The organism is Caballeronia catudaia (assembly GCF_001544755.2).
Classification (GTDB): Bacteria; Pseudomonadota; Gammaproteobacteria; order Burkholderiales; family Burkholderiaceae; genus Caballeronia; species Caballeronia catudaia.
Window position 1 is genome coordinate 76,544 of record NZ_FCOF02000011.1, and the last position, 15,426, is coordinate 91,969.

The window sequence follows — 15,426 nt, forward strand, 5'->3', positions numbered from 1 at the left end:
ATGATTATTAGCCCCCCATTTCTTCCGGCTGCGGGCCTGAGGAATTCCGACGCTACAGCCAATCCGCCCATACTTGATTTGATGATGGACGAGGTGGACAAGTACGAGCTCGCACACGGCAACTATCCGATCGCATTCGACAGACGCTGGCATTGCGGCGCACATCTCATGCCTTCGATGCAAAACGAAAAGGTACGCGCCATTGCCGATGGTGACGTTGTAGCGTATCGCGTGTGTCAGAAGGCCTACGATGGCGGCGGTGGAACGCGTGACAGCAATGCGGGCTTCGTCTTGCTCAAACACACGACAGAGACGGGCGAAGGCCGGACACTGACGTTCTATTCGTTGTACATGCACCTGCTGGATCTGAGTAGCTACAACGGAGCGGACGGAAGGCTGCTGCCGGAATTTTTGCAAATGCCCACGCCGGGTGGCGACACCGAGCCATCTCCGGCGCAGAAAGGCGTCAATCTCAAGGTACGAAGAAAGGATGTGCTCGGCTGGGTGGGCGCATGCCACGCTCAGCAGCATCTGCACTTCGAGATATTCATGACCAAGGCGGACCACGATGCCTACTTCGGTCGTACACAGCTTGGAAAGCGGGTGGCGAGTATGGCGACAGGCAACGATTGCTGGGGGCACATCTACTATGTGATTCCCGCGGGCTCGTCGTTTCGCGCGTTACCGCCTGGCGTCGATTCGCATAACAAACTTAATGGCATTGCCTTCGATGCTCTGCAAGCGGGTCGAAACGCAGAGCAGTTGTTTGTGGAGATGTTCTTTCACAAGGGCAGTAAGTTCACCAACGTATGGGCTGTATCGGGGGAAAGCCGAACCTTGCTCACGCCCACGCCGGTGAAAGAGGCGGGCTACGAATACGACATGTACAAGCGGGCTACGGCGCTGTACCCCGCTTGTCCAAGCGACGGCTATGAGTTGCTCCGGTTCGGACGCATTCTCTCGCCATCGCCCACGTTGGGCTTGGCGACGGGAGCCACGCCACCGCCGGTCGATGCCAGCGTCCAAGGAAACCCTCGCCCCAGAGACGCGCAGAATCCTCGCGCGACCTGGACGCGGGTGACGTTCGCCGCTGGGCGGGAAGGTTATATCGACGTGAGCCCAGACACGATCTTGAAGCTATCCGACGCCGACTTCTCGGGGCTCGCAGGCTGGGAAAAGATCAGCGAGGGCAACACGCCATTCAGCGCGGACGGACTGTGTGATATCGATGCGCTCAAGAAAATCGTCAAGGACACGAAGGAGCATCAGACGCCGCAGCAAATTGCGCTAAAGGAGGAGCACAAGAAGGAGGATGTGCTTGCGAACTACGTCAAGTCGAATAAAGCCGTTCGCGAGCAATTGCGGGGATTCGTGTGCGAAGCACCGAGCGAGTGGGACAGCTCGCACAATGAGGAGCGTTACCGCAAGCTGAAGGATGAGGGCGAGTTCTATCACGGCGATGAGGATGGCTATAAGGCATTTATTAAGCTGCTGAAGTCATTTCAGTTCTGGGATAAGACGGGGTTTGCCTCTGGCGAGAAGCTTTGGTTCTTTCATCCGCTTGCGTTTGTGCGGCTGTTTAGGCGGTGTGGGTGGTTAACGCCAACCGAGTTGAATCGCACAATCCCAGCAGCGAAAGCTCCCGATGCTCAACGATTCTGTCCATCAATAAATATTCTGACACGCAAGTATTTGGGACCTGACTTGGTACGTATGAGCCATTTCATAGGTCAGATGGCGCATGAAACTGACGCGTTGGGTGGTGCAATGGTAGAAGGCGGAAATAGCGCGGAAAGTAAAGATTATGAGACCGGTCTGGATTATTTTAAAGGACCGGATAGCTACTCATACTTCAAAAAGGGTGCCGGTTATGAAAAAACAAAAAATACGCTTGGAAACGAGTTTAACTCTGGAGATGGGATTAAATTTCGTGGAAGAGGCTCGCTTCAAATAACGGGGCGTGATTTGTATTCGCAGTACTGGGTCTTTAGAGGTTGGATTCGCACATCGGATTTTGACAAAAATTGGTGGGGTAAGGCTGGATGGTGGGATGTTCCCCGAAATAGTGCGATCCGTCCCGCAGTAATCAATGATCCGCAAAAAATCTCCAGTCGTGCTATTGGAAATGATTTTAATGCTATCGATGTTGGTGGATGGTACTGGGTTACGAAAAATATAAATAACAGTTGCGATAGGGACGTAAGTTTTGCTATAGCTTCGACCAATATCTCCATGATAATAAATCGATACGATCAACCAACATTTACTGCGCGCAAGCAGCGGTCTGAGCAAGCCACGGTGATTCTATGCGACGCCAACTGATACATTACTTAATTCTCTGTAATATTTTTATAGCGGCCGAGGCAGAAGGAGCTTGCATAGATATGCAAAATGGCAAGGCGGTCTTGCCAAGGATCGCGAACGGGTTCGCGATCGTCACCTCATGTGCCACCGCAGATGAGAGAGGTGGAAACATTCATGTTGATGTATTTGTTTCGAAAAGTAAGCGGGCATCAGTGAACGCGCCCTATGCCGATTCCGCCTATAGCCTATCAATCGATAATTCAATAGACTTCGATGGCGGTAAAAGTCAAGGACTTGGCGTCAGCACCGGTGCGGGGCGAGATGGAGATGGTATGCATTACTGGAAAATTTCGAAAAATGGGCGCTTAATTCAAGACCTTGGCGATGCGCCTCGTTTGCGAAACGACAAATTCATGAAGGGGTATCTTTCTGGCTTAGTTTCTAGTGGCGGGGAATATCAGTCGTTTCGATATTTTTATCAAGTTGATCATGGCAGGTTGGTTGTGAAACGAGCCATGGGATTTAATTCGACTGATTCGTCATCTGTCAACGTAACTTCTATGTCGGTAAGAAATGGGCAAGACTTTATAACCGAGAGGAAGACTGTCTTGACGGAAGAAAGGGCGCAACAGTGTCAAAATGGGGATATCAATTGTTGGTAGCCTTTTAATTCTGCTTTAACGCTTTTATAATTATGAAATCCCCCGTCCGCTACGGCGACCAACTCGAACACGGCGGCGAAGTCACGAGCGGCTCGCCGTATACAACCTTCATGGGCCGTGCACTCGCCCGTAAAGGCGACAGCGCCCAATGCGATATCCACGGCCAAACGACGATTGCAGAAGGCAACGAGCGCTTTCCCGATCGTGACGGTCAGCCCTACGCCATGCACGATCATCGCTGCGCGTGCGGTTGCCGCCTGGTGTCGTCCCTGCAAAACGTGAATTTCGCGTAGCGCATGCCGATTGATCTGTCCGAAGCCGGCGAGCCGTATCCCTACCCGGCGCATGGCCCGCGCTTGCTGCCGTGGCTCGGTATCTGGCTCGCGTGCGGCGCACTCGGCGTGCCGCTGATGCTGCTCGCCTGGCCTGCGAGCGAACCGGCCAGTGGCGTCAAATTCTGGTTCGCCGTGATCGGCGTGCCGAATCTCGTATTCCTCGCTTTGCTTTGCATCGGGCGAATCGGCTATGAAGCGCTCTGGTATCACGCGCACAACCGCAACACTGCCCGGGCCGAGCGGCTTGGCGAGCGTCTGCGCATCGCGCAAAAGCCTCTGCAAATACTGGGCGTCGGTTATTGCGTGCCTTCAGTGACGACCGATCTGGCCACACTCGCCATGACGACCACGCCGGTGTTCAAGTCGCAAGCCGCACGTAGCGGGGTGGGTTTTATTGTCCATAACCGCTTCGAGGAAGAGTCTTGGTCCGACGATCCTCAGTCCACCACCGAACCTGACAGTAACCCCGACAATCATTCAACCGAACCGCCGCGCCGAATTGCGACGGTCGTGCTCAAACTGGTCAAAGCGTTGGAGCCGCTTGCGCCTGCGATACAAGCCCTGTCGCAATATGGGCCCGCCTATGCTCCGCTCGTGCGCGTGCTGGCCCACCCGGACGAAGCCGATCAGCGCCAACAGCAGGCACTCGATGCGTTGCGTATCGCTGGTCTCTCCGCGCTCGAATGCGAGGTCGTACCGGAATCGCACAACCTGATGCTGGCCGACGCGTGGCTCGACTCCCGCGAACGACGTGCCGTGTTGATACTGGCCTTCACCTGGCACGACGCGAATCCGCCCGCGAACAGCAGCGAAGCCGCCATCGCAGTCCTGTTGAATGCAGGCTTTTATCAATTGCCGGAATCCGTGCCACTGCGCGCAACTCTGCATCGGCCAGTGGAACATCAGGCAGACGCCGCCACACTCCGCGAACTCATCCGCAATGCCGCGCTGTGGGGCCAAGCCGAACCACAAGCCATCACGCACGCCTGGATCACACGACTCACCGCCGATCATGACCGCACCCTGCTCGACACGCTCAAACATGCGTCGTTTGCTGGCATCGTTACGCGCGAGTCTCATGGTCGGCTGGATCGCCTATTGGGCAATGCGGGCGCGGCGATCACCTGGCTTTCCATCGCAGCGGCCATCGAATCCGCCAAAGCAGGGCCGCACCTGATCCTCGATCAGCAGCAGGCCGCCATCCTTTACGTTCATCAGAATTCCTTGCATGACCACGCCGAGCAACAATCTGAAAGCGCTTGAATCGCACGCTTCAACAAGCACTTCAACCAGCACAACACCGGGCTTTCTCAGCATATGGGGCGTGCCGCTCGCCGTGTTCGTGCTCGCCGCGATGCTGGCGGCTCTGGCGTGGTGGGGCAGTCCCAATGTCACGGGCCTCGTTTCGATGGAGATGCGAATCTCGGCGCTGGTAAAGCTCTTTGTCGGCATGGTCGTTGTACTGGCCGCGCATGGGATGGCGTTGCTGCTCGGTCTTTATCGGAAATTGGGTCGCTGGATCGAAAACCCCAATGACAAGGACGCGGCAACGCGAGCCACCAAAGCGAACAAGCGCGATCCGCGTCTGGCGTATCTGCGCGAAGAATTGCGCACTTCGGTGGGTTGGCGTTGGCGTTACGCGATGCCGTGGCTCATGCTCACGGGCGATAGCACACTCATCGACCACGTCGCGCCGGATCTCAAGCAATTTGCCGTTCTGCGTGTGGGCGATACCATCCTCGTGCATGACGCACCCGATGGCATCGATCCGGAAACATGGCGCAAACAGCTTCGCCGCTTGCGTCGTGCACGTCCCGTCGATGCCATCATTGCCGTGATGCGAGCAGGCGAAACCGGCCCTGTCGATGAAGAACGGCCCCGCGCGCTTTCGACACTCGCGCGCGATCTCGGCTGGGCGGCGCCGGTGACGTTCCTGCACGCGGTGAGCGTCAAGGGAAATCGTCCCGACGAATTTCATGCAGTGGGCGCGTTCATCGCGACGCCATTGAATGTGGATGCACGAGCGTCAGCCGAGTCATTGACTGACGAACTGAGCGTAATCGAAAAGGCGTCGGCAGACACAGGCGTCGTCTTATTGGATGGCTCGAAGCCCATTTTCTATCTGGCTGAAGTGTCGCAGTACATCGACGTATGGCGTGAGCGCATCGTGACGTCATGGCAGACGTTGTGTGCATCGAAATGGCGTCGCGTGCCGCTGGCAGGGGTGATGTTTGCGCCGGTCTTTGCGACGCCCGCCGTGCCCACTCCCGTCCCGGCGGAACAAGCAGACGTTGCGCACGAAGCGGCCGAACGGCTTGCGAGCCGGACCATCGCGCCGCGTGAGCAGCCCCTTTCGCTACAACCGGTCTGGCGTGAAATCGGTACACGCGTCGATCCGCGAAAGGGACGGCGCGTAGGCTTTCATTGGCCGAACGTGCTCGCGACCTTGCTGACGATCGGTGTATTCACCTGGATCGTAGCAATGACGATCTCCTTCATTGGCAACCGGAGCATGGTTCAAGACGCGCGAGCTACTGTTGATGCGGCGCTCGCCGCCCAACCAGGCACGCCCGTCGGACTACGCACACAACTCGAACTCCAGCAGCAGATCGACACGCTCGAATACCGTCGACAGCACGGCGCGCCGTGGTATCTGCGCGCGGGCCTGAATCGCAACGATGAACTGCTCGCGGCGCTGTGGCAGCCTTATGCGACCGTTGCTGCGCGAAATCTGCGCGATCCCATCGCGCATCAACTGGAAGCATCGCTTGCGCAATTCTCGCAAGCCCGCGCCGATGCACGGGTGAGCACCGACGATCAACGGCACGGATACGATGCGCTCAAGGCGTATCTGATGCTCACGCAGCCACAACACGCGGACGCAGCCTTCCTCACGAAGCAATTGCCTGCTGCTTGGCCCGCAATCGAAACCATGCGAACCGGCGAATGGCTCGACACTTCGCAGCGGCTCGCGTCGTTCTACGCGAACCATCTTCGCGCGCATCCCGAGTGGCGGCTTACGGGATCAAACGATCTGGTCAACCTCGCGCGCAACACACTGGTCAATCAGATTGGCTTGCAGAACTCGGACGACACGCTCTATCAGTCCGTGCTCGAACAAGCGAAGGGCAAATATGCCGATATGACGCTGCCGACCTTGCTCAACGGCGCGGATGCACGCGGACTCTTCACGTCGACACAAACAGTGCCCGGCGTCTACACGCGCGCCGCATGGGACGGCATGATCAGTGAGGCAATCGACAAGGCCGCAAAGGAAGGCCGCGTGGGCGCCGATTGGGTGCTGACGGATGAAAAAGCCTCACGCATCCCCGGCGCTGAGCTCGAGGCGCATGAGGATGTCGAAGAGGTGAAACAACGCCTGCGCGCCCGCTATTTCACCGAATACACGGCCGCATGGCAGGCCATGCTCAACAGCTTCCAATGGCAAGCGGCGACGAACCTGAGCAGCGCGATCACCCAACTCACGCGACTGACGGACGCCCAGACTTCGCCGCTGATCGCGTTGATGAAATCGGTCCAGTATCAGGCCGAGGCTGGCCGACCGTCGCAGGCGCTGACCGACACACTGGTGCGCAAGGCGCAGGACATCATCGGTACAAAGACTGGCGGCCCGGGCGAACCGGTGGTCAATCCGCTCGACAAACCGTTCGGCCCGCTGCTCGCGCTGATGGGCGATGACGTGGTGACCGGCACGGGTGGAAAGGCCAACGGCAAGTCCGGCAAGAACGCGGCGGACTTCAGCGGCGTGAGTCTCGCGCACTTCCTGACGGTGGCCACCACCATGCGCCTGAAGCTGCAACAGATCGCCACCAGCGCGGATGCGCAAGCGATGGCGCGTCAGATGGCGCAGGCCGTGTTTCAGGGAAAGCTCTCGGAACTCACGCAGGCGCGTGACGATGCCGCGCTGACCGCTGCGAGTCTGGGTTCGCAATGGGCGGGCTTGGGCGATGCACTGTTCGCGCGCCCGCTCGACGTGGCGTGGCAAACCATCCTGCAACCGGCGGCGGCGAGCCTGAACGAAGCGTGGCGTTTGGCGGTGGCGGCGCCCTTCGCCAGCTCTTTCGACGGGCATTACCCGTTCGCCGACACCAATGCCGATGCCTCGTTCGTCGAGCTCGGCCGCTACATCAAACCCGACACGGGACTGATTGCGCGCTTCGTGACGACGCAGCTCGCGGGAATCCTGCAATCGCAGGGCAGCACATGGGCACCGAATGATCTCGCACCACAGGCCTTGCAATTCGATCCCGAGTTTCTGTCAGCGCTGCGCCAGTTGTCGATGCTCGGTGCCCAGCTCTACGCGCAGGGAGACGCAAGCTATCGCTTGCAGATCATGCCGCATCCGACACCCGATGTGACGCGCAGCATCCTCACGCTTGATGGCACGAAGATCGAGTACTTCAATCAGCTTGAAATGTTCACACCGATTGTCTGGCCCGGCAATGGGCAGAACGGACGCACGACGCTGACGTGGGAATCGGACACGGCAGGCACGCGCATCGCGTTCCAGGCGAATGGCGACTGGTCATTCGTGCGTTTGCTCGGCACCGCCAAAGTCAAGGCACTCGACAGCACCAGCTACGCGTTGACCTTCAATGAAGACAGCGCCTATCCGCTGCACTACGACTTGAAGGCGCAGGTCGGCGCGGGGCCGCTCGATTTGCTCAGGCTACGCGGTTTCAAGATGCCGCAACGCGTTTTCATCATCGGTAAAGGCGGTGCGATTCCGGTGCTGCCACCGTTGCCGCCCGAGTTGCAGTAGAAGGGCCTTCAGGGGAATGTCTTGAACCGAGCTTATGTAAGACCGTCGTATCACGACCACAACGTCCTCACCGCAGTGGGCGGCGTTTGTTCTGCATTGGCGACGTGGCTGCAAATTGCGGAATTAGCCCATCCCTGCAATTGCTATGGACTGCCTCAGCCTCGGATCATGCTCGCCCCGACGCTGATTCGCGCAGACCGCCTCAACGACTCGGGCACCGTTAGCCGTTGAATATCCGCACCGCACCTGCGCGCCGAGAAGCCGCATCAAGAGAAATCGAATGAAGAGCAATACAACGGGCCCCATCGAACCCGACTTCCTTCCAGCGCGAGAAGAGGAAGACCCCATCCTGCGCTACTACGAAGCCGAGATGCGCTATCTGCGCGAGTCGGGCCGTGAATTCGCGCGCGCGCATCCGGACCGCGCGCGCATGCTCAATCTCGACCGCATAGGCGACCGTGATCCGTATGTAGAGCGTCTGTATGAAGGCTTCGCGTTCTTGACTGGCCGTTTGCAGCAAAAGCTCGACGACGAACTTCCAGAACTGACAGAAGGACTGGTGAGCCTGCTGTGGCCTCACTATTTGCGGATGATCCCGTCGCTCTCCATCGTGGAGTTGATCCCGCTGGCTGACAAGCGTGAGCGAACCGAGCAGGTGCCCGCAGGCGTAACCGTGCGATCCAAGCCGATTTCCGTGCAGACAGACTCGGGCGGTGGAACGACGCACAAGACCGTCCAGTGCCTGTATCGCACCACTCAGCCCGTGGACCTGCATCCTGTGCGTCTGATGCAAGCCGGACCAAGCGTGCGCCACGATGGTCGCTCGGTCATCCGGCTCGCCTTCGAACTTGACGCCGCAGCGAAACGCAACGAGACGGACCTTTCGCGCTTGCGTCTGCACTTGAGCGCAGACCAGCCGGTCGCGTTCGCCATGCACCTCGCGCTCACACGCCACGTCCACGCGATCGAATGGCGTATCCCCGAGGTACGGGGTGGCGAAGCGCTGCCGCTCGATGGCGTCACGATCGAACCGGCTGGCTTTGCACCCGAAGATCGATTGTGGCCCAAGTCGGACGCCGCGTTTTCGGGCTACCAGTTGCTGCTCGAATACTTCACGTTTCCTGAGAAATTCCTGTTCGTCGATGTGTGCGGACTCGATGTCCATAAGCTACCCGAGCGCGTGACGCGCTTCGAGCTGGAAATCGTGTTAAACGAGGCGTATCCCAGCGATCAGCGTTTCACGAAAGACAACGTGCGGCTTTTCTGCACGCCCGTCATCAATCTGTTCGAGCTCGATGCGGAGCCGGTCGTCATCGACCATCATGAGACGGAGTACCGCGTGATTCCGTCCAGTCATCAAGGCGAGCATATCGAAACCTATTCGGTCGATGCAGTGGTCGGCTTCGATCACGTCACCGCGCAAAGCTTCGAATATGTACCGTTCTCGACGTTCCGCCATCGTGGCGGGATGATGCGGCATGAGTCGCCTGAGCGCTATTTCCACACGCGCGTGCGGCCCGGCATGGACGGCTTGCATGAGACGTGGCTCATCTTCGGCGGCCATGCGTGGGAGTCGATGGAAGGCCTGCCAGAAGAGAGCGTGTCGCTGCGGGTGACGGGCACCAACGGCCTTTTGCCACGCAAGGGTCTGCGTGAAGCACGCATCGACGAGATGACTGGCGGCGCCGCAGAAATCGCAGGCGTGAGAAATCTCGCAGCGCCGACGATGCCCCTGTACCCGCCGACCGGCGATCGGTTCCAATGGCGGGTGCTCTCGCATCTCGCACCGAACTTCCTGTCGATGATGAACGCCGAAGTGCTGCGCGGTGCGCTGGCGCTCTACGACTGGACCAACGACGAACTGAATCGCAGACGGCTAGCGGGCATTTTGTGGGTGTCGGAAACACTGCTCGAAGAGGTGACGGGCGGCGCGGTGGAGCGGGGCGCGCTGATCGAGGTGACGCTCGATTCGCACGCGTTCTCGGGCGATGGCGACGTGATGCTGTTCGGCGAACTGCTGCGCCGATTCTTCGAACTCTATGCAGAGGTCAATCTCTTCACGAAGCTCGCAGTCGTGAGTCTGCCGACGCAGGCGCGCATCGAATGGCCGCGCAGCAAGGCCTGGCGAGCGCCGCTATGACGCAGCCCCACCTCACCCCAGATGCGATTTCTTCTTCTTCGGCTTCGGCGTCTTCCTCGACGTCAGCTCACGCATGATGCCGCACGCATCGACCGCCTGCTCACCCCGGCACTTCTTGCGCAATGCCGTAAGTTGATCGCGTAGCCGGATCAACTCACCGATGCGTACGTCCACATGTTCGATGTGCGCGTCGACGAGCGCGTCGATCGCGCAGCATTGAGTAATGTGTGCTTCGGACGCATCGAGCAGGGCGCGCACTTCGTCATGCGTCATGTCCAGTTCGCGACAATTCCTGATGAGACGCAAACGCTCGATGTGCGTCGCGTCATAGGTCCGGTAGTTCTTCTCCGTGCGTTCGGCCTGCGGAAGCAGGCCTTCCTTTTCATAGAAGCGGATCGTGTCGGGCGTGCAGTTCGCAATCCTCGCCAGTTCTCCAATTTTCATCTGGCCATCCTTTCTGCTTGACCCTGGAGTTGCTCCAAGGTGTTTACTCAAGCCTGAGTCAAGAAAAGGAAGCCAGTATGTTACGTCCCGAAGAGATCGGCAAGTCGTGTTGCGGAGATAGTCATCAATCCGCGAATCGTGACAAAAACAATGAAAAGGATAACGAAAGATCGACGAAAGAAAGCGAACCGAAACGAATGGGCGGCGCGTGGCTGCTCGTCCTCGCCTGCGTCGCCGCAGTGAGTTCCGAAGCCGCGAGCTGGCTCGGCGGTCCGCCCTGGCTCGTCGCCGGGCTCGCAGTTGCGGCCGTGTCCGCGTCGGGCTTCGGCACGTATCGAAAGGGGCTCGTCGCGATTCGTTACGGCAACCTTAACATCAACGCATTGATGAGCATCGCGGTGACAGGTGCGATGATCATCGGGCAATGGCCCGAGGCGGCGATGGTCATGGTGCTTTTCACGCTCGCGGAATTCATCGAGGCGAAATCCCTGCAGCGCGCCCGCGACGCCATCGCGAAGCTGATGACGCTGTCGCCCGACACGGCGGTCGTGCAGCAAGCCGATGGTGCGTGGATCGAGCGCAATGCGCGCGATGTCGAATTGGGCGCGATCGTGCGCGTGAAGCCGGGCGAGCGCATCGCGCTGGACGGAAACATCGTGTCCGGCCAGTCCACCGTCAACCAGGCGCCGATCACCGGCGAGAGCCTGCCCGTCGAGAAGACCACCGGCGATACCGTGTTCGCGGGCACCATCAACGAGACCGGCGCGTTCGAGTTTCGCGTGACGGCCGCTGCTGGCGACACCACGCTCGCGCGCATCATTCGCGCAGTCGACGGCGCGCAGGGCGCGAAGGCGCCCACCCAGCGCTTCGTCGACCGCTTCGCGCGCATCTATACGCCGGTCGTCTTCTGCGTGGCGCTCGCCGTCGCGCTCGTGCCGCCGCTGGCCTTCGGCGGCGTGTGGCTGACGTGGATCTATCGCGCGCTCGTCCTGCTCGTCATCGCGTGCCCGTGCGCGCTCGTCATTTCGACTCCGGTGACGATCGTGAGCGGACTCGCCGCGGCGGCGCGCCACGGCATTCTGGTGAAAGGCGGCGCGTTTCTCGAGCGCGGCCGCCGCCTGCGCTGGATCGCGCTCGACAAGACCGGAACCATCACGCACGGCAAGCCCGTGCAGACGGAATACCAACGGCTCGATCCGCAACTCGACGAGACGCGCGTGCGCGCACTCGCGGCCAGCCTTGCAAGCCGCTCGGACCATCCGGTATCGCGTGCGATCGCCGAGGCCGCGGACAAAGCGAGCGTGCCGCGCATCGCGGTCGATCGCTTCGAGGCGGTGCCGGGGCGCGGCGTGCGCGGCGTGATCGACGCGCGCCCGTACTGGCTCGGCAATCATCGAATGATGGAGGAGATCGGCTGCTGTTCTGTCGATGTGGAGCGCCGCGTCGACGTGCTCGAACGCGCCGGCAAGACCGTCGTGATGCTCGCCGGCGACGAAGGCCTGCTCGGCCTCTTCGCGGTGGCGGACACGGTCAAGGACTCGAGCCGCGGAGCCATCGCACGGCTGCACCGGCTTGGCGTGCGCACCGCGATGCTCTCTGGCGACAACCCGCACACCGCGCAGGCGATCGCGAAAAAGGTCGGCATCGATCGCGCCGAGGGCGGCCTGTTGCCCGAGGACAAGCTGCGCGTGATCGAAGAGATCGCCGCGAGCGGCGTGCAGGTCGGCATGGTGGGCGACGGCATCAACGACGCACCAGCGCTCGCGCGCGCGGACGTCGGTTTCGCGATGGGCGCGATGGGCGCCGATGCGGCCATCGAAACCGCGGACGTCGCGCTGATGGACGACGACCTGCGCAAGATCCCGGCGTTCATCCGCCTGTCGCGCGCGACGCACGGGATTCTGACGCAGAACATCGCGATCGCGCTCGTCGTCAAGGGCGTGTTCCTCGGACTGACGCTGGCCGGACTCGGATCGATGTGGATGGCCGTCTTCGCGGATGCCGGCGCGAGCCTGATCGTGGTGGGTAACGGATTGCGGCTGCTGCGCAAACGGTTCGATTGAAACGGCGAATACGCCAGGAGGATGTGATGGGTTTCCTACGCAAGATATTCAGCAATGACCACGGCCGGGGGCACGGCCAGGAATACGACCAGTGGGGCCGAAACAAGCACCACAGGCGCTATCGTCCCGAAGATCACGACGATACCCGCGAGCGCTGGGGCGGTCACGCCGGTTCGATTCCGGCGCTGCCGCCGGATTCGATCTGTCCGTTATGCCGCAAGTCCAATCCGCCCGGCACGCGGGCGTGCAAGCAATGCGGCACAGCACTCGATTTGCAGAAGTGCGCGCGCTGCAGCGCGGCTCTCCTGCGCGGCGCGGCCTTCTGCGTGCGTTGCGGCCAGCGGGCGGATTGATCGCCCGGCAGGACGAGAAGGCCACCGTCGCGTGGCTTTTTCGACGGGCGGACGCGTCGCATCATTGCGCATCGGCAGCTTTATCGGGCGCGCGCTTTCAGGTCATAAACAAAACTATTACATCGGCCTGTCAAACGATTTTCACATTCATTTCCTACAGTAGCGCGTCAACCGGCAACTCAGGCCGCAACGGCCCGAGAAAAAGAAGTTCATCGCCGGTGCACACACCACAATCAAGGAATTGAAACCACACATGGCGCAGCCACTCGACCTCTCCCGCCGCAAGGCCCTGAAGATTCTCGCCAGCGCACCGGTGCTGCCGCTCGGCGGCGGGGCCACCGCAGCGTTGCTCACGACCGCGTGCGGCGGCAGCGACAGCAACGCGGCCACGCCCGCGCCCGCGCCGGCCGCCGCATTCACCACGGCGACGTTCAGCGGCATGGCCGCGCCGTCGCTCGCCGATCCCGGCGCGATGGCGAAGACCACGGTCGCCTCGACGATGACCGTCAGCTTCAGCGACGGCAGCAACCGCGCCTACAAGCTCGCGTATCATCCGTTCTTCGTGACGGGCGATAGGGTGCCGAACACGGCGGGCGGCACGATCGTCGCGGGCGGCTACTTCGATATCGACAATCAGCCGATCGTCGACAGCTCGGCGTCGGGCAAGGAGCGTCAGTTCTTCTCGGACTGCCCGGACGGCACGTCGCTGCTCAAGCTCGACAATCCGACGGTGAAGGGCGTGAAGGGCAACGCCGTGTTCGCGGTCGTGCAGTTCGAGTACGTCACGCGCGACCAGAGCGCGGCCGACATGTACGGCAAGCTGCCGTCGCCGATCGCCGTGCTCACGCTCGACCAGGACCCGTCGACGGGCAAGCTCTCGCTCGTCAGCTACGCGAATGTCGATACGTCGAAGGCCAACGGTCTGTGGATCACCTGCGGCGCGAGCCTGTCGCCGTGGAACACGCACTTGTCGAGCGAAGAGTACGAGCCGGATGCGGCCGCGCTCGCGACCAACACGCAGTTCAAGGCCTACAGCAAGAACCTCTACGGCGACGAAACGAAGGCGCGCGCGTACCACTACGGCCATCTGCCGGAAGTGACCGTGCATCCGGACGGCACCGGCACGATCAAAAAGCACTATTGCCTCGGCCGCATCTCGCACGAGCTGATCCAGGTGATGCCCGACAAGCGCACTGTGATGATGGGCGACGACGCCACCAACGGCGGCCTCTTCATGTTCGTCGCGGACAAGGAAGCCGATCTCTCGGCGGGCGCGCTCTACGTCGCGAAGTGGGCGCAGACGTCGTCGGCGGGCGCGGGCTCGGCGACGCTCACGTGGATGAACCTTGGCCACGCGACGAGCGATGAAATCGAGAACCTCGCCAATACGCTGACGATCACCGACATCATGGACGTCGTCACCGACGCGGCGGTCGGCGCGACGCTCGACACGAGCTACGCGCGCATCAACTACAGCGGCAAGATCAACTGGATCCGCATCAAGCCCGGCATGGAGAAAGCGGCCGCGTTCCTGGAGACGCACCGCTACGCCGCATTGCGCGGCGCGACGCTGAGCTTCACCAAGCTCGAAGGCACGACGGTCAACGCGAAGGACAAGATCGTCTATACGGCGATGTCGCAGATCGTCACGTCGATGGTGAAGGGCGACGCGGCTTCGCAGGACATCAAGCTCGACAAGAAGATCACTTCAGGCGCCGTGTATGCGCTCAACCTGAAGAGCGGCCAGAAAGACATCACGGGCGCCGCGATCGACAGCGAATGGGTGCCGGTCGACATGGCCGCGCCCGCCGCGCTCGTCGGCGAAGACATCTCCGCCGATGCGCTCGGCAATCTCTCGAACCCGGAGCGCATCGCGAATCCGGACAACCTGAAGTTCTCGGAGAAGCTGCGCACGCTGTTCATCGGCGAGGACAGTGGCGGCCACGTCAACAACTTCCTGTGGGCGTACAACGTCGATACGAAGTCGCTGTCGCGGATCCTGTCGACGCCGGCGGGCGCGGAATCGACCGGCCTGCACGCGGTCGACGAGATCAACGGCTGGACCTACATCATGAGCAACTTCCAGCACGCGGGCGACTGGGACAGCAAGCTGCACGGCAAGGTGCAGGCCACGCTCGATCCGCTGATCCGCGCGAACTACAAGGATCGCTTCGGCGCGGCGGTGGGCTATCTGACCGCCGATCCGACCTCGATCAAGCTCGCCTGACGATGTGACGCAAGCGCACCTTTTCCTTGAAATCGAACTCGCGAACCCTGAAAAAAGAAACGCCGCGAACGATGTCGCGGCGTCGGTCGGCATTTACCCGATCGGAGGCTCAGGA

Annotated in this window: 9 protein-coding genes and 1 pseudogene; 9 read left to right on the forward strand and 1 reads right to left on the reverse strand. The window is 60.7% G+C overall.

The window, feature by feature from the left end:
- The 6 genes from AWB75_RS14640 (at position 1) to tssF (ending at position 10,224) form a co-directional block, all read left to right on the forward strand.
- Positions 1-2,322 carry a hypothetical protein gene (locus tag AWB75_RS14640; protein ID WP_061124800.1) on the forward strand — a complete coding sequence of 774 codons (2,322 nt, stop codon included), beginning with the start codon at positions 1-3 and terminating at the stop codon, positions 2,320-2,322.
- Positions 2,323-2,384: 62 nt separating this feature from the next.
- Complete coding sequence (locus tag AWB75_RS37035; RefSeq protein ID WP_143746437.1) at positions 2,385-2,966, forward strand: hypothetical protein; 582 nt, start codon at positions 2,385-2,387, stop codon at positions 2,964-2,966.
- A 32-nt stretch (positions 2,967-2,998) separates the two neighbouring features.
- Complete coding sequence (locus tag AWB75_RS14645; RefSeq protein WP_061124801.1) at positions 2,999-3,259, forward strand: PAAR domain-containing protein; 261 nt, start codon at positions 2,999-3,001, stop codon at positions 3,257-3,259.
- Between the two features lie 3 nt (positions 3,260-3,262).
- Positions 3,263-4,564, forward strand: a complete 1,302-nt coding sequence (locus AWB75_RS14650) for a hypothetical protein (RefSeq protein ID WP_061124802.1) — start codon at positions 3,263-3,265, stop codon at positions 4,562-4,564.
- On the forward strand, positions 4,530-8,084 hold the full coding sequence (locus AWB75_RS14655) for an ImcF-related family protein (protein WP_061124803.1): 3,555 nt from the start codon (positions 4,530-4,532) through the stop codon (positions 8,082-8,084). The genes AWB75_RS14650 and AWB75_RS14655 overlap by 35 nt, the downstream gene beginning before the upstream one ends.
- Positions 8,085-8,364: 280 nt before the next feature.
- On the forward strand, positions 8,365-10,224 hold the full coding sequence (tssF, locus tag AWB75_RS14660) for a type VI secretion system baseplate subunit TssF (RefSeq protein WP_061124804.1): 1,860 nt from the start codon (positions 8,365-8,367) through the stop codon (positions 10,222-10,224).
- 12 nt (positions 10,225-10,236) lie between these two features.
- On the opposite strand, the gene AWB75_RS14665 is transcribed toward tssF, so the two are convergent.
- Positions 10,237-10,668 (reverse strand): Cd(II)/Pb(II)-responsive transcriptional regulator, encoded by a 432-nt coding sequence (locus AWB75_RS14665; RefSeq protein WP_061124805.1) that lies wholly within the window; start codon positions 10,666-10,668, stop codon positions 10,237-10,239.
- 209 nt (positions 10,669-10,877) lie between these two features.
- On the opposite strand from AWB75_RS14665, the pseudogene AWB75_RS14670 reads away from it, so the two are divergent.
- The 3 genes and pseudogenes from AWB75_RS14670 to AWB75_RS14680 form a co-directional block, all read left to right on the forward strand.
- Positions 10,878-12,731, forward strand: a pseudogene (locus AWB75_RS14670) (heavy metal translocating P-type ATPase); the annotation flags it as partial.
- 26 nt (positions 12,732-12,757) lie between these two features.
- Positions 12,758-13,084, forward strand: a complete 327-nt coding sequence (locus AWB75_RS14675) for a double zinc ribbon domain-containing protein (protein WP_087086626.1) — start codon at positions 12,758-12,760, stop codon at positions 13,082-13,084.
- A 253-nt stretch (positions 13,085-13,337) separates the two neighbouring features.
- Positions 13,338-15,311 carry a PhoX family protein gene (locus AWB75_RS14680; protein ID WP_061124807.1) on the forward strand — a complete coding sequence of 658 codons (1,974 nt, stop codon included), beginning with the start codon at positions 13,338-13,340 and terminating at the stop codon, positions 15,309-15,311.
- Positions 15,312-15,426 lie beyond the last annotated feature (115 nt).